The following is a 21,980-nucleotide window of genomic DNA, read 5'->3' on the forward strand; positions in this document are numbered from 1 at the left end:
CTCGGGTGAGTATCGCTACTCCCCGTCGGGCGGTGCGTCGGTCGGTGCGTCGGTCGGCGCCTCGGTCGGTGCGTCGAGCGGTGCGTCGGTCGGCGGGACGACGGCGCCGGGCCGCTCGGGGTAGGGCTGCAGGGCCGACAGGAAGAGGTAGGTGCGCCGCTCGACGCTGCGGTCGTCACGGGTCCGGGTCACCCACCGGTCGAGCACCTCGGTGACCTCGGCGGCCAGCTGGCGGGCCTCGTCGCGGGTGAGCCGCACGGGCACGTCGCCCACCGTGCGCAGGGTGCCCTCGACCCGCTCGCCCTCGTAGGCCTGCTGGACGACGTACTGCGCCCACGCGGAGGCGGTGCGGCGGAACACGTCGGCCGCGGCGGGACCGCCGGGCGCCGCCTCGATCTCCTCGATGTTGATCGTGAAGCCGCTGTCGCTGACGGCGCGCCACACCCGGTCGCGTCGGTCCCGCGCGGCAGCGGGATCCTCCTCGACCAGGCCGTACTTGGCCAGCTGGCGCAGGTGGAAGCTGGCCTGGTTGGCCGGTACGTCGAGGGTGCGGGCGACGTCGGCGGCCCGCATGGGCCCCTGGGCGCTGAGCTCGTTGAGGATCCGGTTGCGCATCGGGTGGGCGATCGCCCGGAGCACCTGGGGGTCGCGGAGGTGCATCGGGTCGGCCACGGCACCATCCTAACCAATCCCGCACCATGTATTGCGCAACACATAATGCGCAACATATGGTGCGCAACATGCCGTCCTACCGCCGCCTCGCCCGCAACCACGACTTCACCGTGCTCTGGGTCGGCCAGACCGTCTCCAGCCTGGGCAGCCGGATGAGCCTGTTCGTCTTCCCGCTGCTGGCCTACGCGCTGACCGGCTCGGCGGTGGTCGCAGCGGTCGCCGAGGCGCTCCACCTGCTCGGTGTCGTGTGCGTGCTGCTGCCCGCCGGCGTGCTCGCCGACCGCGTCGACCGGCGTCGGCTGATGCGGCTGGCCAGCGGCTCCGGGGTCCTGCTCCACGCCTCGCTGGCGGTCGCCGGCCTCACCGACCACCTCGTGCTGGCGCACCTGCTGGTCGTGGCGCTGCTGACCGGGGTCTGCGCCGGGCTGTTCGCCCCGGCCGAGACCTCGGCGGTGCGTGCCGTCGTAGCGACCGACGACCTGACGACCGCGCTGAGCCAGAACCAGGCCCGCGAGCACGTCGCCGCCCTGCTCGGCGCACCCCTCGGCGGAGCCCTGTACGCCGTGACGCGGTGGCTGCCCTTCGCCGCCGACGCCGTGACCTACGCCGTCTCGTGGGTGCTGCTGGGCCGCATCCGCACCGACCTGTCGCCCATGCCCCACGAGGGCAGACGGGCGCGGGTGCGCGACGACCTCGCCACCGGCGCGCGGTTCGTGCTGGGGCAGCCGCTGTTCCGCACGCTGCTGACCTGGTCGGCGCTGACCAACCTGCTGGCCAACGCGCTGTTCTTCGTCGCCGTGCTGCGGCTGATCTCGGCGGACGTCGACCCGGTGCACCTCGGGCTCGTCGAGACCGCCGCCGGGGCGGCCGGGATCGCCGGGGCGGTCGTGGCACCGTGGGTCATCGAGCGCTTCGCGACCGGGTGGCTCACCATCGTGATCGCGTGGAGCTTCCTGCCGGTGCTGGTGCCGCTCGCGCTGTGGAGCGACCCGGCCGTCGTGGCCGTAGCGCTCGGGTCGGTGATGCTGCTCAATCCTGCGGGCAACGCGGGCATCGGGGCCTACCGGATCGCGGTGACCCCGCCGGACCTGCTCGGGCGCAGCCAGTCGTTCATGTCCTTCGCCTCGATGTCGGCGATGCCCCTGGCGCCGGTGCTGGCCGGCACGGCGCTGACGGTCCTGGGCGGAGCGGGCGCGGTGCTCGCGCTCGGGGCGCTCCTGGGCGTCGCGGCGCTCGTCCCGACCCTGAGCCGCACCGTGCGCTCGGTGCCCCGCCCGGAGGTCTGGCGGGCCGAGGTCGCCCCGGCGGCATCAGCGCCGGCGACCGTGTAGACAGGCCCCGTGGACGCTACCGTCGCCGGCCGCACGGCCCGCACCCTCGAGACCCTGCACGCGCTCGGCTACTTCGCGCCCGAGGTCGACGCCGAGGTGGCCGCCCTCGGGGTCCGCACGGGGCGGTCGACCTACTTCGCGTCGCGCTCCGCGGCGATGGGGGCCGTCGGCGCCGGCCCGGTGGCGGCGACGTTCTTCGTCTTCAACCCGGCGCTGGTCGCCAAGCTCGTGCCCGCCGTGTGGGAGGCCGCCTCGCCAGCCGACGTCGTCGCGGCCCGCCTGCGCGGGATCGACGCGGCCTACCGCCGGCTCCTCGGCGACGAGATCCTCGACTCCCCCGAGGTCGCCGAGGCCGCCGAGCTCACCCGCACCGCCGTTGCCGGCTGCGACCCCGCCGGCCGCCCGTTGTACGCCGGGCACGCCGACCTCGACTGGCCGCAGGCACCGCACCTGGCGCTGTGGCACGGGCTGACGCTGCTGCGCGAGTACCGCGGCGACGGCCACGTCGCGGCGCTCCTCGCGCACGGACTGACCGGGCTCGAGGCGCTGGTGACGCACACCGCGACCGGCAAGGGCTTCACCGAGCCGGCGGCCAAGCTGACCCGCGGGTGGTCCGACGAGCAGTGGGCCGGGGCGGTGGCCTCGCTCGCAGCCAGAGGCCTGATGACCGACGACGGTCGACTCACCGCCGCCGGCGAGGAGCAGCGGGTCTCGATCGAGGCCGCGACCGACCAGCTGGCGGTCGCGCCGTGGGCGACCCTCGGCGAGGAGGGTCGTGCCCGGCTCAAGGAGATCGGCAAGCCGCTGGTGATGACGGCGCTCGCGGCCGGGGCCTTCCCCGAGGGCGTCTTCGCCTGAGGGTCGGAGTCAGCCGAGCTCGACGACCGCGCCGGCCGCGCCCCGCCGGGCCAGGTCGACGACGGCAACGGCGACCCGCGACGCCGGCGCCCCGCCCGGCACGACGCACGTCACCCGCGCCCTCGGGGACGTGAGGCGCACCAGGCCGGCGGCCTCGGCGCCCGACGCGACGTGGACGACCACCCCCGGCTCGAGAGCCCGGCCCCGGCGCTGGTCGAGGCCGTCGAGGAACAGCTGCGTCAGGCGGGTCGGTGCGGCCACCGTGTCGACCAGCACGTCGGCGCCACCGAGGTCGCGCAGCCGGGCGGCGAGGAGCCCGAGGTCGTCGTCGCGGGTGACGTCGGCCTGCACCGACCAGGCCTGCACCCGGCAGGCGCGGGCGAACCCCGCGGTCTCGTCGGCGGCAGCCGCGTCACGGTCGACGGCCACGACGCCCGCGCCCACCCGCGCGAACCGCAGCGCGACCTCGCGGCCCAGGCCCGTCCCGGCCCCGGTCACGACGACGGTGCGCCAGCGCAGGTCCATGTCCCGACCGTACGGGTGGCCGGTCGCGGCCCCTGCGGTCGGCATGATGGAACCGTGCCGGAGGGGGACAGCGTCTACCAGCTCGCGCGCCGGCTCGACCGGTCGCTGCCGGGCCGCACCGTCGTGCGCTCGGACCTGCGGGTGCCCCGGTTGGCCACCCGCGACCTGGCCGGGCGCACCGTGGTCGAGCACGCGACGTACGGCAAGCACCTGCTGACCCGGTTCTCGGCCGGGGCCGGGGACGCGCCGGTGACCCTGCACAGCCACCTGCGCATGGACGGCGAGTGGTCGGTGACGCGGCCCGGCAAGGTGCTGCCGCGACGGCTGATGCCCGAGGTGCGCCTAGTGCTCGAGCTCGACTCCGGCTCGACGGCGTGGGGGCTGCGGCTGCACGACCTCGACCTGGCGCCGACCACCGACGAGGCGCGCTGGGTCGGCCACCTCGGCCCCGACCCCCTGCGCGGCGACTGGGACCCCGCCGAGGCCGTACGCCGCCTGCGCGCGACCCCGTCGACCCCGCTGGTCTCGGCGCTGCTCGACCAGACGCGGGTCTGCGGGCTGGGCAACCTGTGGGCCAACGAGCTGGCCTTCCTCATGGGCGTCAGCCCATGGACCCCGATCGGCGAGGTCGACGTCGAGCGGCTCGTGACCCGGGCCGCCACCGCCCTCAAGCACTCCGCCACCGTGCCGGGTGCCTACCAGGTCACCACCGGCCTGGCCCGCCGCGGCGAGAGCCACTGGGTCGCCGGCCGCCAGCGCCGCCCCTGCCTGCGCTGCGGGACGACCGTGCTGATGGTCGCCGAGCTGCCCGACGACGCGGCCCACCGGCGTACGTGGTGGTGCCCGCACTGCCAACCCGGCCCCGGCCCCGAGACCCGCGTGCCGTCCCCCCGACCGGGCTAGCCCTGGCCCCCGTCCTCCACAGATCCCCGTCGACCCGTCGCGTAGACGCGACGGGTCGACCTGCTTGTCCACAGATCTGGGTCGACCCGTCGCGTAGACGCGACGGGTCGACGTCGTTGTCCACAGGAGATGGCTAGGTTGGCGGCCATGGCAGACCTGGACCGGCTGGCTGCGCGCGAGGTGCGCCTGACCGTCGACCGGCTCGAGGAGCGCATCGCCGCCCGCTTCCCGGGGCGTGGGATCGGCCGGCTCGTGGTGCGGCTCGGCGCGCTGGTCGACGACGTCGACACCAGTGCACCCGACCGCAACCGGCGCCAGCGGCAGGCCCGGCTCGCGTCGCGCGTCGTCGCGGCGCTCGTGCTGGTGGCCACCGTGGTGGCGATGGGGCTCGCGCTGCGCGACGCCCTCGACCACGGGGTCGAGCGCACCGTCGACTGGCTGCCGCTGATCGAGTCGACGATCAACGACCTCGTGTTCGCCGCGATCGCGCTGTTCTTCCTCTACTCGATCCCCGAGCGGCTGCAGCGCGGGCGGTCGCTGGCCCTGCTGCACCGGCTGCGCTCGCTGGCGCACGTGGTCGACATGCACCAGCTCACCAAGGACCCCGAGCGGTTCCGCCCCGACTTCGTGGCGACCGCGCGCTCGGTCGACCCGCGGCTCACGCCGGCGGAGATGGAGCGCTACCTCGACTACTGCTCCGAGATCCTCAGCCTGGTCGGCAAGACCGCGGCCCTGGTGGCCGAGGAGTCGCGCGACGCCGTCGTGCTCGACGCCGTGGCCGGCATCGAGAACCTCACCACCAGCATGAGCCGCAAGATCTGGCAGAAGATCACCCTGCTCTCGCGGCTCTGAGGACGGTCCCGAGGGTGGCTACCCGATCCCGTCGAGCACCTCGAGCGTGCGCGTCCAGGCGTCGGACTCGACGTCGATGACGGTGAAGTGGTCGCCGTCGACCTCGACCAGTTCGGCCGTCGCCCCCGCGGCCGTCGCCCGGTCGACGTACGACGTCGACTGGCTCAGCGGGACGATGGTGTCGTCGGTGCCGTGCACGCACCAGACGGGCACGTCGAGCGGCAGCTGCTGCGCGGGGTCGTAGCGCTCGTCGGCGACCGTGGGCTGGTGGCCGAGGAACAACCCGGCGGCCCCTCCCCCGAGGTTCTGCGCCTCGGCCTCGACCAGGTCGAGGACCCCGGCCTGGCTGATCACGTGGGTGACCGGGACCTCGTCGGTCCAGCCGTAGCGGCCGCGGGCCGCCGCCCACGCGGCGAGGTGCCCGCCGGCGCTGTGCCCGAGGGTGACGACCCTCGCGGTGCCGACACCGAGGTCGGCGAGCTTGTCGATACCCGCGGCGACGTCGTCGAAGGTGGCCGGGGCCCCGCCGCCGCCCCCCTCGCCGTCACCGATGCGGCGGTACTCGAGGTTCCACGCGGCCCAGCCCGCACCCGCCAGCGAGACCGCCAGCGGGGTGCCGAGGTCCTCGGCGTTGTACTCGGAGCGCCAGAAGCCGCCGTGGATCACCACGACCACACCACGGGGCTTGCCCACCGGCAGGTGGAGCTCGCCGTACTGGCTGGGGTCGTCGCCGTAGGGCACCCGCCTGGGCCCCGGCAGGGCAGGATCGGCCACGGAATCGTCCTCTCCACACGCGGTCAGGGTCGGACCGAGCGCCGCGAGGGCGCTGAGGGCGAGGAAGCGTCGTCGGTCCACGGCCCTGATCCTCTCGCACGGGCGGTGACGCCCGCGTCCGGGTCGTGCGCCTCAGGCCAGGGCGGCCGGCAGCGTCGCCATCCAGGTCGAGCGGAGCTCGAGCAGGTTGACCTCGAACTGACCCTCGACCGCGAGCACGTCACCCCCGGTGACGCCCAGCTCGACGAGGGGTACGCCGTGGCGCCCGGCGAGCTCGACGAGCCGGTCGGTGTCGCGGTCGGCGACGGTGACCAGCACCCGGCCGGCCGACTCGGAGAACAGCGCGACGAACGGGTCGGCGGCGACGCTCTCGACGGCGACGGTCACGCCGCACATGTGCCGGATCGCGCACTCGGCCAGCGCCTGGGCGAGGCCGCCGTCGGAGAGGTCGTGCGCCGAGGTCAGCAGGCCGACCCCGTCGACCAGCAGCTCGGCCAGTCGCTTCTCGGCGGCCAGGTCGACCACGGGCGGGAGGCCGCCGAGGTGGCCGTGGACGACGTGGGCCCACTCCGAGCCGCTGAGCTCCTCGCGGGTCTCGCCCAGCAGGAACACCCGGTCACCGGTCTGGTCGCCCTCGACGGCCGCCCACGCGGACGGCGTACGGCGGGTGACGTCGTCGATCACGCCGAGCACGGCGACGACGGGGGTGGGCAGGATCGCGGTCTCGCCGGTCTGGTTGTAGAGCGAGACGTTGCCGCCGGTGACGGGGATGCCGAGCTCGAGGCAGCCGTCCTTGAGCCCGCGGCAGGCCTCGGCGAACTGCCACATGACACCGGGGTCCTCGGGCGAGCCGAAGTTGAGGCAGTCGGAGATGGCCAGCGGAACGGCGCCGCCGGTGGCGACGTTGCGGTAGGACTCGGCCAGCGCGAGCCGGGCGCCGGCGTAGGGGTCGAGGCGCGCGAAGCGGCCGTTGCAGTCGGTGGAGACGGCGACGCCGAGGTTGGTCGACTCGTCGACGCGGATCATGCCGCTGTCGCTGGGCTGGGCCAGGACGGTGTTGCCACGGACGTAGCGGTCGTACTGGTCGGTGATCCACGACTTGTCGCACAGGTTGGGGCTCGCGGCCAGCCTCAGCAGGGTGGCGCGCAGCTCGTCACCCGTCGACGGTCGCGGCAGCGACTCGGCGCCGTCGGCCTGGAGCACGTCCTGGCTGTCGGGGCGGGCGTAGGGGCGCTGGTAGGTGGGGCCGTCGTGGGCCACCGAGCGCGGGGGCACGTCGACGACGCGCTCGCCGTGCCAGTCGATCTCGAGGCGTCCGGTGTCGGTGACCTCGCCGACGACGACGGCCTCGACGTCCCACTTGGCGCAGATGGCCATGAAGCGCTCGACGTCGTCGGGGGTGACGACCGCCATCATGCGCTCCTGGCTCTCGCTCATGAGGATCTCCTCGGGCGCCAGGGTCGAGTCGCGCAGCGGCACCCGGTCGAGCTCGACGTGCATGCCGCCGTCGCCGGCCGAGGCCAGCTCGGACGTCGCGCAGGACAGCCCGGCGCCGCCGAGGTCCTGGATGCCGGCGACCACGCCGGCGGCGAAGAGCTCGAGGGTGCACTCGATGAGGAGCTTCTCCATGAAGGGGTCGCCGACCTGCACGCTCGGGCGCTTGGCCGGGCCGGTCGACTCGAAGGTCTCCGAGGCGAGGATCGAGACGCCGCCGATGCCGTCGCCACCGGTGCGGGCGCCGTACAGGATCACCTGGTTGCCGGTGCCGGAGGCGTTGGCGAGGTGGAGGTCCTCGTGGCGCAGCACGCCGACGCACAGGGCGTTGACCAGCGGGTTGCCGACGTAGGTCTCGTCGAAGACGGCCTCGCCGCCGATGTTGGGCAGGCCCAGGCAGTTGCCGTAGCCGCCGACCCCGGCGACGATGCCCGGCAGCACGCGCTGGGTGTCGGGGGCGTCGAGCGGGCCGAAGCGCAGGGGGTCCATGACGGCGACCGGGCGCGCACCCATGGCGAGGATGTCGCGCACGATGCCGCCGACGCCGGTCGCGGCGCCCTGGTAGGGCTCGACGAAGCTCGGGTGGTTGTGCGACTCGACCTTGAAGGTCACGGCGTAGCCCTGGCCGATGTCGATGACGCCGGCGTTCTCGCCGATGCCGGCGAGCATGCCGCCGATCGGCGTGTGCTGCGGGATCTCGGAGAACTGCTTGAGGTGCACCTTGGTCGACTTGTAGGAGCAGTGCTCGCTCCACATCACCGAGTACATCGCCAGCTCGGAGCTGGTGGGGCGCCGTCCGAGGATCTCGCGGATCGACTGGTACTCGTCGGCCTTGAGGCCGAGGTCGGCCCACGGCTGCTCGCGACCGGGGTCGGTGGCCGCGACGGCCACGGTGTCGAGGGCGGACGTCGGCGCAGCGGGCTCGGTCACAGGCGAAATCTACCGGGGCCCGCTGGCGCCCCCGCCGGTGCCTTACCGGTCGCGCTACCGGTCGCGCTGCCGGTCGTGGGCCAGGGCGCCCATGGGGTCCCAGGCCGGCAGCACGATGGGCTCGGTGTCGAGGGCGGCCCGCAGGTCGGCCGGCAGCCGGTCGCGACGTACGGCGGTCTCGAAGACGTACTCGTCGAACCAGCCGTCGGTCATCGTCCAGAACCCCTGGTCGCCCTTCTCGGCACCCCAGCTGTTCTCGACGCGCCAGCGACGGGCGCGGCCGTCGACGACGTCGACGCCGGTGAGCATCATCGCGTGGGTCATCGCGGTCGCCCCGTGCAGCAGTCGGTCGGCCTTGTCGAGGTCGGTCGTGGTGCCGTAGACCCCGTCGTAGTCGTAGAGCTCGGCGTCCCAGGACCCGGAGTCGCCGTGGTGCATCTGGTCGACGTCGCAGCCGAACCACACGGGCTCGCCGCCGACGATCGCCTCCTGCGCCCAGGTCTTGATCTGGGCGATGTCGACGTTGAGGTAGACCACCGGCGGCGCCCCGACGACGTTGCCGAGGTGCTCGACGGTGAAGGTGCGGCCCAGCGGGCTGCTCGGGCGCGGGTCGTGGACCACGCAGACGTAGTCGTCCAGCGGCACGTCGACCCAGCGGGCGGCGAACTCGAGGGGCGTCGTCTCGGGCTCGCGGTGGAAGACGTCGTCCTTGTCGGTCCACTGCCACGCGAAGCGCTCGGGTGGCGTGCCGAGGTGCAGCGAGAGCATCTTGTGGACGACGTCGAGGGTCTCCTCCTTGCGCTGGCGCAGCTGCTCCAGGCCGTCACCGGCCGCCGCCGCCGCGCGCAGGTCGCGGGCGGCCTGGCGCAGCACGGCGGCCAGCCGGGTGTTGAGCTGGTGGGTGGCCCCGGACGAGGCGGTCTCGGGCATCACCGACTGGGGCACCAGGCCGTGCTTGGCGACCAGCGCGACGAACATGTTCCACTGCCCGCCGTCCTCGGTGGGGCTGGCCATCAGGTGGGCCACGGTGCGGTCGTCGACGTCGCGGTCGGCCAGGGCGATGACCGCCTCGAGCCAGTGGTTGGCCTTCTCGAGCTTGTCCCAGAAGAGCAGGTGGTTCTGCGAGAACTCGAAGTCCTTGAGGCCCATCTGGCGTGCCGCGCCCACGCGCAGGAGGTTGAGCCCGGCGAACAGCCAGCACCGACCGCTCTTCTGCTGGTTGGTGACGGCCCAGGCGTCGAGCCGGTGCGACATCGACCGGTCGACGGCCAGGGCGCGCCGCCGGTCGAGCGCCACCGTGTCGACGGGGTGGGCGGTCAGCGCGTTCTGCCAGAGCTGGTGCTGGGGATCAGCCGCCCGCTGCTTGCTGAACGCGTCGAGCAGGTCGGGTCCGAGCTGTCCGTGGGTCACGTCGACGAACATACGCCCGAAGGTCAGGCGCGGGCGAGCATCCCGTCGGCCACGACCTCGAGCAGCGGGCGTACGGCGTCGGCGTCGAGCTCGGACTGGTCGGCGACCGCCGCGACCCCGCCGACCAGGCGGCAGACCTGCACCGAGTCGACGCCCGGGCGCAGGGCACCGCGCGCGGCGAGCTGGTCCATGACGCGGTCGGCCGCCCCGGAGAGCACCTGGCACTTGCTGCGGATCGGCGACTCGGGGTTGCCCATCGCCGTGGTGATCTTGGCCGGCCCGCCCTTGTGGAGGCTGATCAGCTCGACGTAGGTCTCGAACCAGCGCAGCAGCAGGTCGCGGTCGGAGCCCTCGAAGGCCAGCACCTTGTCGGTCGACTCGGTGACCCGGTCGACCCAGCTCTGCATGAGCGCGTCGATCAGGTCGTCGCGGGTCGGGAAGTGGCGGTAGAGGGTGCCGGCGCCGACCCCGGCGCGCTTGGCGACCAGGTCGAGCGAGGCGTCGTAGCCCTGCTCGCGAAACACGTCGCGGGCGACCTCGACGATGCGGTCGCGGTTGCGCTTGGCGTCGGCGCGCACGGCAATCTTCCTCTTTCCACTTGCTAAACGGAGAGTGTCTCCGTATCGTGGTGCAAGAACCGGAGAACGTCTCCACTATACGTCCCCCTCGGCCGATCGGCCAGAACAGGACCTCCTCCTCCCATGTCGCACCAGACACTGTCCCCTGCCCACCAGGCCCTTCCCGACGACCTGCCGCCCGACGCCACCCGCGCCGCGGCCGGCATCGCCCTGGTCCTGGTCGCCCAGCTCATGCTCGTCCTCGACGCGACCGTCGTGAACGTCGCGCTCCCCCACATCGCCACCGACCTGTCCTTCGGCCCGGCCGGGCTGTCGTGGGTCCTCAACGCCTACACCCTCGCCTTCGGCGGCCTGCTGCTGCTCGGGGGCCGGCTCGGCGACGTCTTCGGGCGCCGCCGGATGTTCGAGGCCGGCCTCGCGCTCTTCACCGTCGCCTCGCTGCTCGGCGGCCTGGCCCAGACCCCCGGCATGCTCGTCGGTGCCCGCGCCCTCCAGGGCGTCGGCGCCGCCCTCGCCGCCCCCGGGGTGCTCGCCCTGCTCACCACCAGCGCGCCCGACGAGGCCGCCCGCAACCGCGCCCTCGCGCTCTTCGGGGCCGTGTCGTCGGGCGGCATGTCGATCGGCCTGCTGCTCGGCGGCGCGCTCACCGACCTCGGCTCGTGGCGCTGGACGATGTTCATCAACGTGCCGATCGGCCTGGCCGTCCTGGCGCTCACCCGCCGCGTCCTCGACGAGACCACCCGCCGTCCTGGTCGCTTCGACGTCGTCGGCGCCCTCACCGCGACCGGTGGTGCCGTGTCGGTCGTGTGGGCGCTGATCCAGGCCCCCGAGCACGGGTGGGCCTCGGCCCGCGTGCTCGGCGGGCTCGCGCTCGGCGCCGCCCTGATCGCCCTGCTCGCCCGTACCGAGCTGCGGGTCGCCCACCCGATGCTGCGTCCCGAGCTCCTGCGCGACGGCCGCCGCGTCGGCGGCCTGGCCGTGATGGCCCTGGTCGTCGGCGGCCAGCTGTCGATGTTCTTCCTCGCCGTGCAGTTCATCGAGGGTGAGCTCGGCTTCGGCCCGATGGAGTCGGGCCTGGCCTTCCTGCCGCTGACGCTCGGCATCTTCGCGATGTCGCGGGTCACCCCGCGGCTGCTGGCCCGCTTCGGCCCGAGCCCGATGATCATCGTCGGCGCGACCGGCCTGGCCACCAGCTTCGCGTGGCTGAGCACGCTCTCGGCCTCCGACGACTACCTCTCGGGCCTGTTCGGCCCGATGCTGCTCAACGGCCTGTCGGCGGGCCTGGCCTTCATGCCCGTCACCGCCATCGTCCTGGCCGGCGTCGAGCCCGAGCACGCCGGCTCGGCCTCCGGGCTGTTGCAGACCTTCCAGCAGCTCGGCGGCGCCATCGGCCTGGCCGTCATCGTCTCGGTGTACGCCGTGGGCGCGGTGCCCGGCGAGTTCCTGCCCGGCGCGCGGGCGGCGTTCCTCACCTCGGCGGGCTTCGCCGCCGTGGCCCTGGCGGTCGGCGTCGCCCTGCACCTGCAGGGCCGTCGTACGGCACGGGGCCGGGCGGGAGCGGACGAGCCGCGAGTCGTGGCCGTGGAGGCTGCCTGACCCTCGTGCTCCGGCTCGACCGTCCGTCCGCGCGTGCGGACGGGCGGTCGAGTCGCAGGGGGGTGAGAGCGGGTCGGGCAGCCCCCGGGCTCAGGCCGACTCGGGCCTGCGCACCTGCCAGTGCTCGCCGTCCCACCACCAGTGCCCGTCGCAGCTGAAGACGGGCGGACCGCCGGGCCACGGGTCGGCCTGGAAGGCCGGCGCCCAGGCCAGGACGGCTGGTTCGGTCCAGGTGTCCTCGCTCATGGTCCGGCTCCTCGCCTCGGTGGGGGAACACCAGCGTGATCCCGCGGCCCGACCCACGTCCGGCGAACCGGGCCACGCCGACCGAACGGACGCAGGGATCCCCCGAACGGGCCACCCCGGGCCCGTCTGACCGTCGTCGACCCCGGGCGCGGGTTACGGTCGGGCCATGTCACTGCGCCCGTCGTCCCTGCGCTCGGCGCTGGCCCCGATCGCGCTCGGCGCGGTCCTCCTCGGCGGGCTCCTCGCGTGCGGCGGTGGCGACGACGGCGCCGACGCACCCGGCGCGGCACCGGGCGCCCCGACCGCCCCGGCCACCACCGCGACGGCCCCGGCCTCCCCGACGCCCTCGTCGACCCGGCCGCCGACACCGACACCCACCTCGACCCCGGCTCAGGCGGCGCCGTTCGGCGGTCGGCACGTGGTCGCGATCTCGATCGACGGCCTCAACCCCGACGCCCTGCGGACCCTCGGCCGCGACGGTGCCCCGGCGATCTGGTCGCTGATCGACCGCGGCACCGCCACGCTCGACGCGCGCGCCGAGGTCGAGCAGACGGTGACGCTGCCCAACCACGTCGGCATGGTCACCGGCCGTCCGATCGACCCCGCGGCCGGCGGCCACGGCGTCACCTGGAACGACGACCTCCCGGGCCGCACCGTGCAGCAGGCCGCCGGCGAGCCCGTAGCGTCGGTCTTCGACGTCGTCCACGACGCCGGCGGGAGCACCGCGGTGTTCGCGGGCAAGACGAAGTTCGACCTGCTCGAGGCCTCGTGGCCCGACGCCATCGACACGATCGACATCCTCGACGACCTGCCGCAGCTGACCACCGACGTCACCGCCGACCTCGCCGACCAGCACCGCACGTTCACCTTCGTGCACGTCGCCGAGCCCGACCTGGTCGGCCACGTGGAGGGATGGCTCTCCCCGGCCTACCTCGACGCCGTCCGGCGCTCCGACGCCTTCGTCGGCCGCCTGCTCGAGGTCGTGGACGCGACGCCGCAGCTGCGCGACCACACGGTCGTGGTGCTCACCGCCGACCACGGCGGCCGCGGCCTCGACCACGGCGACCCCGCGCTCGCCGACGACTACACGATCCCGTTCGTGGTGGCCGGTGACGGCGTGCCCGCCGGCGACCTCTACGACCTGTCGCCCGGCCTGCGCGACCCCGGCACCGGGCGGCCGTCGTACGCCGGTCCGCAGCCGATCCGCAACTGCGACCTGGCCAACGTGTCGCTGCGCGCGCTCGGTCTCGCTGAGGTGCCGGGCAGCCGGTGTGTCGGCGCCCGCTCGGTGCCCGTACGCCGACCCTGATCTCGAATTACAGCGTTGTAGTTGTCGCGAACGCCTGTTACGGGTGTGACTCGTGAGGCTAGGGTTCCGCACACGACGGTCCCGCCCCGCCTCTTCCCCCTGGAGCTCCGCCATGCGTACGGCCCTGTCCCGACACCTGCTGCGCCCCGCCCTGCTGGGCGTGACCGCGACGGCCCTGCTCGCCTCGGGGGTCGCGAGCACGGCCGCCGGCCCGACCGTCCTGACCACCGACGTCAGCACGAGCACGACGGCCGGCACCGCCGCGCGCGCCACCGCCCTGCCCCCGACCCCCGGCGACTTCACCGGCTACGGCTTCGACCAGTGCCTGGCCCCGACGCAGGCCACGATGAACCGGTGGCTGAGCAGCTCGCCGTACCTCGCGGTCGGCATCTACATCTCCGGCGACTCCCGCGCGTGCCGCGACCAGCCCCACCTGACCCCGACGTGGATCCGCACCCAGCTGAAGAACGGCTGGAAGCTGCTGCCGATCACGCTCGGTCCGCAGGCGTCGTGCCAGCCTCGCTTCCCGCGCTACAGCGACGACTTCACCATCGACCCGTTCCGCGGCAAGGGCCGCTACCCCCGCGCCCGGGAGATGGGCCGCGCCTCGGGCGCGAGCACCGTCGCCGACGCCCAGAAGCTGGGCATCCCCGCCGGCAGCACCCTGTGGTACGACCTCGAGGGCTTCGACTCCACCAACACCGCCTGCCGCGAGTCGGCGCTGGCGTTCTTGTCCGACTGGGTCACCACCGTCAAGGCCGCGGGCTTCGTCACCGGCGTCTACTCCAGCGCCGGGTCGGGCATCCAGGTGCTCGACGAGGTCCGCGCGACCCGCCCCTCGGCGTACCGGCTGCCCGACCGGATCTGGCTGGCCCGCTGGGACGGCGTCGCCAACACCTCGACGTCCTACATCCGTGAGGACGGCTGGCGCCCGGGTGGCCGCGTCAAGCAGTACCGCGGCGGGCACGACGAGACCTGGGGCGGCGTGCGGATCAACATCGACACCAACTACCTCGACCTCGGCAAGGGCATGGTCGCCGCCCCCGAGGCCCACTGCGGCTCCACCAAGGTCGACTTCGTCGACTACGGCACCCTCGAGCCCGCCCGCGAGGGCTACGTCGCCCCCGCCGACCGGGTCGCCGCACTCAAGTGCCTGATGAAGGAGCGCGGCTACTACGACGGGCCGGTCGACGGCACCTACGGCTCCGGCATCATCGCGAGCGTGCGCCGGTGGAAGGCCGAGCGCAGCCAGCCCGCCGACGACCGCTGGTTCCGCAAGGACTGGACCGCGCTGCTCTCCGGCGGCTCGCGCCCGATCCTCAAGCTCGGCTCGGCCAGCGCCTACGGCCCCTACGTACGCCGCGTGCAGCGGGCGGTCAACGCCGCCGACATCGGCGCCAAGACCAACGTCGACGGCACCTTCAGCACCGACACCACCGCCGCGGTCAAGCGCTACCAGCGCCGCGTCGGGCTGACCCAGTCGGGCATCGTCGACCTCCCCACGTGGGCCAAGCTGCAGGCCGGCATCCGCTAGCCCACACCCCTCGGCGCACGACCTCGCACGACACCTAGGGTGCGACCCATGGTCAACGAGGGCATGCAGCAGACCTGGACCCAGCTGGCGGCGGGCTGGGTCGAGCACCAGGAGATCTTCGACGCGATCTTCGCCCCGGTGACCACCGCGCTGCTGGCGCGCGCCGGCCTCGACGAGGGCCACCGGGTCCTCGACGTGGGCTGCGGCTCGGGCTCCCTGCTGGCGGCGGCGGTGGACGCCGGGGCGCTCGCCGTCGGCGTCGACGTCTCCCCCGGCATGGTGGCCGCGGCGCGGTCCCGGGTGCCTGGCGCGCGGGTGCTGCTCGCCGACGCCCAGACCACCGACCTGCTCGCGGCGGCCCCGGGAGACCCCTTCGACCGGGTGGTCTCCCGCTTCGGCGTGATGTTCTTCGACGACCCGGTGGCGGCGTTCTCCTCGATCCGCGCCGCGTGCGCGCCCGGCGCCCTGCTGACGTTCGCCTGCTGGCGCACCTTCGCGGAGAACCCGATGATGACCCTCGGGCAGGACCTCCTGCTCGCTCGCCTCGGCGAGCCCCCGGTCGACCTGCCCGCCGACGCACCCGGACCGATGGCCTTCGCCGACCCCGACCGGGTCCGCGCGGTGCTGACGGGCGCCGGCTGGTCGGACGTCGCGGTGACGCCGTACGACTTCGACTGCGACTACGGCTGGGACGGCAGCGACGGTGTCGAGCACCGGATGGCCACGATGCTCGCCACGACCACCGGCCAACGGGTGCAGGCGCAGCTGCGGCCACGACTCGGGCCGGACGGGTGGGCGCTGCTGCTCGACGAGGTGCGTGCCCACCTGCGCGGGCACCTCGTCGACGGGTCGCTCCGCTTCCCGGCGGCCGTCTGGCTGGTCACGGGCACCGCCTGACGTGGCCCCCCGCGCCGGGTCCTAGGTCTCGTCGTACGCGATGTCCGGTCGCGCTCGGCGCGCCTTGAGCTCGCGGTAGGCGGTGGCGGCCACGAACCCGCCGCACCCGATCAACAGGCCGTTCGACGTCGCCAGTCCCGCGATGCAGACCGTCACCATCGCGAGCAGGAAGATCCAGAGCGCCGCGACGCTGCGCAGCAAGCGCCGGAAGCCGAGCCACCAGCGTCGTGCGGCGGGCATCCGCGTTGCTCCGAGCCCAGGGTCGGGCGGTTGGGGAAGGTGCAGGTACGCCGGCACGCCTGCGTCCAGGGCCGCAACGGCCCTGTGGCCCTGGCGCCAAGCGCTCGGCTGGACGAACAGGGCCCAGCCGTCGCGTCTGATGAGGTGACGGCTGCCGTCAGCTCGGGTGAGCATGCCCGCGAGGTCGTCGAAGCGGACCGCTTGGGCGGCGGCTCCTACTCGCAGCTCGACCCGATCGGCACCGACCGTGAGGGTGCCCTCGTCGGCAGGCCAGTCGGCGCTGCGATAGGTGCGGCCCTCAGCCCTGGCCGGCGCGATCGGGTAACGGAGCATCGGGAGCTGGTCGTTCCAGGTCGTCTTGCCCGGCACGCCCAGCAGCAAAGATCCGGTGAACTCCCGCAGGGAGTCCCGGACCGCAGGACCGTCCACGGCGTGGAGCTCAGCCAGCAGCTCGTCGTGGGAGTGCACCGTGGTCTCGTCGAGGTGGTCGTGCGCCGCACGAACGGCGAGCGCCGGCCCGAAGAGGGGATCGTTCATCCCCTGGAGACGGGCCTGGAGGACCTCCGACAGCCACGGCCCAGGGACGTCTTCTGTGTCGATGGCGGTGCACATGCTCAGCAGCGTGTCCACGAGGTCCGGCAAGCGTTCGGGAAGCACGTCGCTGCCGCCGAGCAGCACGGCTCGGGTCCGGTCGACCCGCTCGTAGGTCGCCCACGGCGCATAGGCCCCTCCCGTCGCTCGCAGCCGGTCGTGGAGCGCACGCTGGAGGATCTCGACAGCGATCGTCGCGGCCAGCGAACGCCCGACCGTCCCGCTCAGCACCGGGCCGCCCTCATCGACGTAGGCCGCCGGTGTCGGTTGCTCCAACGGGCGGGCCTGCGCGGGCGGGAGCAGGGAGCCCTCGGGCAGTGAGAGACGCAGACCGGGCGGCGGCGGCCCATCCAGGACGAGCACCGCGTTCTGGCGGGTGAACACCCGAGCGGCACGCGCCACCAGCGGTTCCGCTGCTGCTCTGCCGAGGCCGGGCTCGCCCTGCGACAAGGTCCCGGGCCCCTGAGCGCCGTACCGCCAGCCGAGCGCCCGCACGACCGGCCCCCCACGCAGCGCTGCCTCCGCGCGGAGGACCTCACGCTCGTGCTCGAGGTCGTGCAGCGAGGGCCGGCTCAGCCAGTCGACCAGATGACCGAGGTGATCCACGACCGCGTCGCGGGGGCCATGCGCATCGAAGGCTGTGTGCAGGAGGGAGACCGAGCCATTGACCTGCAAGGCCCCACCGCCTCGGCCCTCGAGAGCAGCGTGCTCGAGAAGGTGGAGCCACCCCCGTTCGTGCACGGGCTCGTCGGCGACCCCCTGCCGGAAGATCAGCTGAGCCGCCAGCGTGGGGCGCCCCGTGGCAACCCAGTAGCAGGCGACACCGTCGATGTCGGTGTGGTGCAGTTCGAACACGTGGACACATCCCGAGTCGGTGATGAAGCGGCTGCAGCCTAGACCGCACCTGACGACCGTCGGGGAGGCCTGACGAACAAATGTGGAGAGCGGGGCCGGAGGCGGACGGTGAGGGACAGGACCGATGAGAACCGGCGCCGGCGGCGGTCGTTGTCTCCATACGTCGAGCAGAGGAGCTTTCATGTCGCAGTACGTCATCTTCTTCAACCAGCAGTGGGTGGGCGACCACTCGGCGGAGTGGTTCGGGAGCCGTGGGCCGCTGGCGAGAGCTGTCGTGGACGACATCAAGGCGGCCGGGGCGTTCGTCGCGGCCGGCGGCCTGGAGGAGGACGACGCCCAGGCAGCTCACGCCGATGCGACCAGCGGCGCACTCGTCGTGGGCGAGGGCCCCTACGCGCCCGACGAGCAGCGGGTGGGCGGACTGACGATCATCGACGTCGAGGACGACGCCACTGCTCGGGTGTGGGCGGGCCGCATCGCCGAGGCGTGCGGATGGCCGCAGGAGGTCCGGCGGCTCTGGTGAGCGCGGCACGAGCCGGGGCCCGTCCCCACAGGCGTAGGGGTGGGCGGGCGTCAGGAGCCGACGGGCGGACCGACCAGCAGCGCGAGGCCGGTGAGGGCCGCGACGGCGGCAAGCCCGACGACCAGCCCGCGCACCGGGTTGCGCAGCAGCCAGGCGACCGGACGGTCCGCAGCACGCGCCGGCGCGTCGACGGTGAGCCGCCAGGGGCCGAAGGCACCGCGCCGCTCGGCGAGCAGGTCGAAGACCACCGTGACGAACGGCGGGATCGACGACAGCAGCCCCAGCGCCGTACGCCGCAGCGTCCAGCGCTGGTCGACGGCCACGACCACGGCGGTGACGCAGTAGGCGACGAACGCGACGCCGTGGATCGGGCCCGCGACGCGGACCCCGAGCTCGGTGGTGTCGGTGACGTACTTGAGGAACATCCCGGCCAGCAGCAGGGCCCAGGTGACGGCTTCGGCGACCGCGACGCGGCGGAAGAGCGCCTGGGGCGTCATCAGGCGAACGTCGCCGCGGCGAGCGAGGTGAAGAAGCCGAGGCCGTCGGTGCCGGCCCCGGTGAGGTCCTCGACGGCGTGCTCGGGGTGGGGCATCAGGCCGACGACGTTGCCGCGCTCGTTGGTGATGCCGGCGATGTCGCGCAGCGAGCCGTTGGGGTTGTCGCCGAGGTAGCGCGCGACGACGCGGCCCTCTCCCTCGAGGCGATCGAGGGTGTCGGTGTCGGCGACGAAGCCGCCCTCGCCGTTCTTGAGCACGATCGTGACCTCCTGGCCCTCGGCGTACGACGAGGTCCACGGGGTCGAGACGTTCTCGATGCGCAGCCGCTGGTCGCGGCAGACGAACTTGCGGTGGTCGTTGCGGATCAGCGCACCGGGCAGCAGGTGCGACTCGCACAGGATCTGGAAGCCGTTGCAGATCCCGAGCACCGGCAGGCCCTTGGCGGCCGCCTCGACGACCTCGGTCATCACCGGCGAGAAGCGCGAGATGGCCCCGCAGCGCAGGTAGTCGCCGTAGGAGAAGCCGCCGGGCAGCACGACCGCGTCGACACCCTGCAGGTCGTGGTCGCCGTGCCACAGGGCGACGGCCTCGTGGCCGCCGATGCGCACCGCACGCTGGGCGTCGACGTCGTCGAGCGAGCCCGGGAAGGTGACGACACCGACCTTCACGCGGGGTCCCCGGCGTCGACGTGCACGGTGAAGTCCTCGATGACCGGGTTGGACAGCAGCGTCCCAGCCATCTCGCGCACCCGGGCGAGGACCTCGTCGGTCACCTCACCGGCGACCTCGAGCTCGAAGCGCTTGCCCTGGCGGACGTCGACGACGCCGTCGAACCCCAGCCGGGGCAGCGCGCCGAGCACGGCCTTCCCCTGGGGATCGAGGATCTCGGGCTTGGGCATCACGTCCACGACGACCTTGGGCACGCCCTGATCCTATGGGTCGTCGACGTCATCGCGGTGGTCGGGCTCCACGACCTGCGCGCTGCCGGAGGGCGCGGACGCAGCGGAGGCCGCGGAGCCCGTGGGCGGACAGGGCACACTGGGCGCATGAGCATGTCGTCCCCCACAGGTCCCCCGGGTCGCCCGGTCCCCCACGCGATGCGTCTGGAGTTCCCCCAGTCACTGGCGGTCTACGACGACTACGCCCAGGCCCAGAAGACCGTCGACTTCCTGTCCGACGAGCACTTCCCCGTCGAGAACTGCATGATCGTCGGCACCGACCTCAAGCGCATCGAACGCATCACGGGCCGGCTCACCACCGGCCGCGTGGCCGCCGGTGCCGCCGCGTCCGGGGCCTGGTTCGGCCTGTTCATCGGCGTGGTGCTCTCGCTGTTCTCCACCGAGGGCACCCTGGGCATCATCGTCTCGACGATGCTGTTCGGCATCGCGTTCTTCGTGATCTGGGGACTCCTCGGCTACGCCATGACCCGCGGCCAGCGCGACTTCCAGTCGGTGACCTCGGTCGTGGCGACCCGCTACGAGGTGCTGGTCGAGCACAAGGTCGCCGCGCAGGCCCGCGAGATCCTCGCCCGGCTGCCCGGCGCCCTGCCCAACCCGTTCGAGTAGGGCGACCGAGCCGCTACTCCCGCCGGCGTACGACGACGATGCCGAGGGCCAGGCCGAACCCGGCGACGATCGGTCCGATCGTCGCCCAGGTCCGGCTGCCGGTCATGAAGCTGCCCTCGATGTAGCCCAGGCCCTGGAAGGTCCAGACGACCCCGACCGCGACGAGCAGGAACGCCAGGGTCAGCCCGGCGGTCTTGGCGAGCACGCTGCGGCCCTACGACAATTCGCGCTTGAGGATCTTGCCGGTCGCGGTCATCGGCAGCGCGTCGACGAACTCCACGATCCGGGGGTACTTGTAGCCGGCCATCTCCTGCTTGCCCCAGGCGACGAGCTCCTCCTCGGTGAGGGTGGAGCCCTTCTCGCGGATGACGACGGCCTTGATCTCCTCGCCGTGGCTCTCGTGGGGCACGCCGATGACGGCGGCCAGCGAGACGTCGGGGTGGGTGAGCAGGTGCTCCTCGATCTCGCGCGGGTAGACGTTGAAACCGCCGCGGATGATCATGTCCTTGGACCGGTCGACGATGTAGTACCAGCCGTCGGCGTCGCGGCGGCCCAGGTCGCCGGAGCGGAACCAGCCGTCCTGGATGGCCTCGTCGGTCGCGTCGGGGCGCCCGTAGTAGCCCTTCATCACGTTGTGGCCCTTGATGGCGATCTCGCCGATGACCTGCTCGGGGTCCTCGCCCTCGGCGGGCTCGACCTCGTCCCACGAGTCGTCCTTGAGGAGCTTCATCTCGACGCCGGGGATGGGCGTGCCGATCGAGCCGACGCGTACGGGCTCGCCGAACTTGGAGAAGCTCGCGACCGGCGACGTCTCGGACAGGCCGTAGCCCTCGAGGATGGTGACGCCGAACTTCTTCTCGAACGCCTTGTGCACCTCGACCGGCAGCGCCGAGCCGCCGGCGGCGGCGACGCGGAGGTTCTTGGCGATGGCGCTGATGTCGACGCCCTCCTCGACCGCGCCGAGCAGGCCCCAGTACATCGTGGGCACCCCGGCGAAGTAGGACACCTCGTTGTCGAGCATCAGCTGCAGCGCGGCCTTGGCCTCGAAGCGCGGCAGCATGACGACGGTGCCGCCGAAGGCGAAGGCGCCGTTCTGGATGCAGGTCTGGCCGAACGAGTGGAACAGCGGTAGCACGCACAGGTAGGTGTCGGGGTTGTCGGCGTCGGCGCCGAACAGGTCCTTGCCTGCCAGGGCGTTGTCGCGCATGTTGCGGTGGCGCAGCTCGGCGCCCTTGGGCTGCCCGGTGGTGCCGGAGGTGTAGAGGATGACGGCGGTGTCGTCCTCGTCGGTGGTGACGGTGTCGAAGGTGGGCGGCTGCCCGGCCGTGGCCTGGCCCAGCGTCTCGGTGCCCTCGATCGGGCTCGCAGCGGTCGGGTCGGCGGTGATCATGAAGAAGTGCTCGCAGGAGTCGGTCTGCTCGAACCCGGCGTGGCCCTCCTGGCCGATCGCGAGCTCGGGGGTGCCCTGGAAGCAGAAGTAGGCCTTCGCGTCGGAGTCGGCGAGGTGGTAGGCGACCTCGCGGCCCTTGAGCAGCACGTTGAGGGGCACCACGGTGCCGCCGGCCTTGAGGATGCCGAAGTACACGATCGTGAAGTAGGGCAGGTTGGGGCAGCTCAGGGCCACCTTGTCGCCGCGCACGATGCCGCGCGAGGCCAGGAGGTTGGCGACCTGGTTGGCCGCGCCGTCGACCTGCGCGTAGGTGAGCCGGGTGTCACCGAACACGAGGGCCTCGCGCTCGGGGTGCTCGGCGGTGGTGTCCTCGAGAAGGCTGGCCAGGTTGTAGTCCGTCACGCCGGACAA

The 21,980-nt window shown here is 73.1% G+C and carries 23 protein-coding genes; 10 read left to right on the forward strand and 13 right to left on the reverse strand.

Annotated features, from left to right (window positions below):
* Nucleotides 1–15 precede the first annotated feature (15 nt).
* On the reverse strand, nucleotides 16–672 hold the full coding sequence (locus FZC61_RS02130) for a winged helix-turn-helix domain-containing protein (RefSeq protein ID WP_246142468.1): 657 nt from the start codon (nucleotides 670–672) through the stop codon (nucleotides 16–18).
* Between the two features lie 68 nt (nucleotides 673–740).
* Here FZC61_RS02130 and FZC61_RS02135 point away from each other — a divergent pair, with 68 nt between their 5' ends.
* Nucleotides 741–2,003, forward strand: coding sequence for an MFS transporter (locus FZC61_RS02135; protein WP_148611987.1), 1,263 nt, complete (start codon nucleotides 741–743; stop codon nucleotides 2,001–2,003).
* A 9-nt stretch (nucleotides 2,004–2,012) separates the two neighbouring features.
* Nucleotides 2,013–2,861, forward strand: coding sequence for an SCO6745 family protein (locus tag FZC61_RS02140; protein WP_148611989.1), 849 nt, complete (start codon nucleotides 2,013–2,015; stop codon nucleotides 2,859–2,861).
* Between the two features lie 9 nt (nucleotides 2,862–2,870).
* Here FZC61_RS02140 and FZC61_RS23330 read toward each other — a convergent pair whose 3' ends face one another.
* Nucleotides 2,871–3,386, reverse strand: coding sequence for an SDR family NAD(P)-dependent oxidoreductase (locus FZC61_RS23330; protein ID WP_211357039.1), 516 nt, complete (start codon nucleotides 3,384–3,386; stop codon nucleotides 2,871–2,873).
* Between the two features lie 54 nt (nucleotides 3,387–3,440).
* On the opposite strand from FZC61_RS23330, the gene FZC61_RS02150 reads away from it, so the two are divergent.
* On the forward strand, nucleotides 3,441–4,289 hold the full coding sequence (locus FZC61_RS02150) for a DNA-formamidopyrimidine glycosylase family protein (protein ID WP_148611993.1): 849 nt from the start codon (nucleotides 3,441–3,443) through the stop codon (nucleotides 4,287–4,289).
* 147 nt (nucleotides 4,290–4,436) lie between these two features.
* Nucleotides 4,437–5,141, forward strand: coding sequence for a hypothetical protein (locus FZC61_RS02155; protein ID WP_148611994.1), 705 nt, complete (start codon nucleotides 4,437–4,439; stop codon nucleotides 5,139–5,141).
* Between the two features lie 18 nt (nucleotides 5,142–5,159).
* Here FZC61_RS02155 and FZC61_RS02160 read toward each other — a convergent pair whose 3' ends face one another.
* From FZC61_RS02160 to FZC61_RS02175, 4 genes are read right to left on the reverse strand one after another with little or no spacing between them, the layout of a single operon-like run.
* Nucleotides 5,160–5,996: an alpha/beta hydrolase gene (locus FZC61_RS02160; RefSeq protein WP_148611996.1), complete on the reverse strand. Its 837-nt coding sequence runs from the start codon at nucleotides 5,994–5,996 to the stop codon at nucleotides 5,160–5,162.
* 51 nt (nucleotides 5,997–6,047) lie between these two features.
* A complete protein-coding gene (gene purL, locus FZC61_RS02165) occupies nucleotides 6,048–8,339 on the reverse strand; it encodes a phosphoribosylformylglycinamidine synthase subunit PurL (protein WP_211357040.1) in 2,292 nt (763 codons plus the stop codon).
* Between the two features lie 54 nt (nucleotides 8,340–8,393).
* The gene (locus tag FZC61_RS02170) at nucleotides 8,394–9,749 is read right to left on the reverse strand and encodes a C1 family peptidase (protein WP_246142469.1); all 1,356 of its coding nucleotides are present in this window, start codon (nucleotides 9,747–9,749) and stop codon (nucleotides 8,394–8,396) included.
* Nucleotides 9,750–9,772: 23 nt separating this feature from the next.
* On the reverse strand, nucleotides 9,773–10,327 hold the full coding sequence (locus FZC61_RS02175; protein ID WP_148612000.1) for a TetR/AcrR family transcriptional regulator: 555 nt from the start codon (nucleotides 10,325–10,327) through the stop codon (nucleotides 9,773–9,775).
* A 123-nt stretch (nucleotides 10,328–10,450) separates the two neighbouring features.
* Here FZC61_RS02175 and FZC61_RS02180 point away from each other — a divergent pair, with 123 nt between their 5' ends.
* Entirely contained in the window at nucleotides 10,451–11,923 is a 1,473-nt protein-coding gene (locus tag FZC61_RS02180) for an MFS transporter (protein ID WP_148612002.1), read from the forward strand.
* 90 nt (nucleotides 11,924–12,013) lie between these two features.
* Here FZC61_RS02180 and FZC61_RS22880 read toward each other — a convergent pair whose 3' ends face one another.
* Entirely contained in the window at nucleotides 12,014–12,169 is a 156-nt protein-coding gene (locus FZC61_RS22880) for a hypothetical protein (protein ID WP_170285935.1), read from the reverse strand.
* A 166-nt stretch (nucleotides 12,170–12,335) separates the two neighbouring features.
* Between FZC61_RS22880 and FZC61_RS02185 the strand changes: the two genes are divergently transcribed.
* The 3 genes from FZC61_RS02185 (at nucleotide 12,336) to FZC61_RS02195 (ending at nucleotide 15,909) form a co-directional block, all read left to right on the forward strand.
* Nucleotides 12,336–13,478, forward strand: coding sequence for an alkaline phosphatase family protein (locus FZC61_RS02185; protein ID WP_148612004.1), 1,143 nt, complete (start codon nucleotides 12,336–12,338; stop codon nucleotides 13,476–13,478).
* Between the two features lie 112 nt (nucleotides 13,479–13,590).
* Entirely contained in the window at nucleotides 13,591–15,012 is a 1,422-nt protein-coding gene (locus tag FZC61_RS02190; protein WP_148612006.1) for a glycoside hydrolase domain-containing protein, read from the forward strand.
* Between the two features lie 48 nt (nucleotides 15,013–15,060).
* Nucleotides 15,061–15,909, forward strand: coding sequence for a class I SAM-dependent methyltransferase (locus tag FZC61_RS02195; RefSeq protein ID WP_170285936.1), 849 nt, complete (start codon nucleotides 15,061–15,063; stop codon nucleotides 15,907–15,909).
* 21 nt (nucleotides 15,910–15,930) lie between these two features.
* Here the strand turns inward: FZC61_RS02195 and FZC61_RS02200 are convergent, their stop codons facing one another.
* On the reverse strand, nucleotides 15,931–17,595 hold the full coding sequence (locus FZC61_RS02200; RefSeq protein WP_148612009.1) for a hypothetical protein: 1,665 nt from the start codon (nucleotides 17,593–17,595) through the stop codon (nucleotides 15,931–15,933).
* A gap of 181 nt (nucleotides 17,596–17,776) precedes the next feature.
* Between FZC61_RS02200 and FZC61_RS02205 the strand changes: the two genes are divergently transcribed.
* Nucleotides 17,777–18,118 (forward strand): YciI family protein, encoded by a 342-nt coding sequence (locus tag FZC61_RS02205; RefSeq protein WP_148612011.1) that lies wholly within the window; start codon nucleotides 17,777–17,779, stop codon nucleotides 18,116–18,118.
* Nucleotides 18,119–18,168: 50 nt separating this feature from the next.
* On the opposite strand, the gene FZC61_RS02210 is transcribed toward FZC61_RS02205, so the two are convergent.
* From FZC61_RS02210 to purS, 3 genes are read right to left on the reverse strand one after another with little or no spacing between them, the layout of a single operon-like run.
* Complete coding sequence (locus FZC61_RS02210; protein WP_148612013.1) at nucleotides 18,169–18,615, reverse strand: DUF3817 domain-containing protein; 447 nt, start codon at nucleotides 18,613–18,615, stop codon at nucleotides 18,169–18,171.
* Entirely contained in the window at nucleotides 18,615–19,283 is a 669-nt protein-coding gene (gene purQ / locus FZC61_RS02215; protein ID WP_148612015.1) for a phosphoribosylformylglycinamidine synthase subunit PurQ, read from the reverse strand. Before purQ ends, FZC61_RS02210 begins: the two co-directional genes overlap by 1 nt.
* Entirely contained in the window at nucleotides 19,280–19,537 is a 258-nt protein-coding gene (purS, locus tag FZC61_RS02220; RefSeq protein WP_148612017.1) for a phosphoribosylformylglycinamidine synthase subunit PurS, read from the reverse strand. The genes purQ and purS overlap by 4 nt, the downstream gene beginning before the upstream one ends.
* Before the next feature lie 129 nt (nucleotides 19,538–19,666).
* Here purS and FZC61_RS02225 point away from each other — a divergent pair, with 129 nt between their 5' ends.
* On the forward strand, nucleotides 19,667–20,179 hold the full coding sequence (locus tag FZC61_RS02225) for a YflT domain-containing protein (protein ID WP_425465804.1): 513 nt from the start codon (nucleotides 19,667–19,669) through the stop codon (nucleotides 20,177–20,179).
* Between the two features lie 13 nt (nucleotides 20,180–20,192).
* Here FZC61_RS02225 and FZC61_RS02230 read toward each other — a convergent pair whose 3' ends face one another.
* Complete coding sequence (locus FZC61_RS02230) at nucleotides 20,193–20,384, reverse strand: hypothetical protein (RefSeq protein WP_148612021.1); 192 nt, start codon at nucleotides 20,382–20,384, stop codon at nucleotides 20,193–20,195.
* A 9-nt stretch (nucleotides 20,385–20,393) separates the two neighbouring features.
* Nucleotides 20,394–21,971, reverse strand: coding sequence for a long-chain-fatty-acid--CoA ligase (locus FZC61_RS02235; protein WP_148612023.1), 1,578 nt, complete (start codon nucleotides 21,969–21,971; stop codon nucleotides 20,394–20,396).
* Between the last annotated feature and the right edge of the window lie 9 nt (nucleotides 21,972–21,980).

It is taken from the genome of Nocardioides rubriscoriae (assembly GCF_008087085.1).
Lineage (GTDB): Bacteria > Actinomycetota > Actinomycetes > Propionibacteriales > Nocardioidaceae > Nocardioides > Nocardioides rubriscoriae.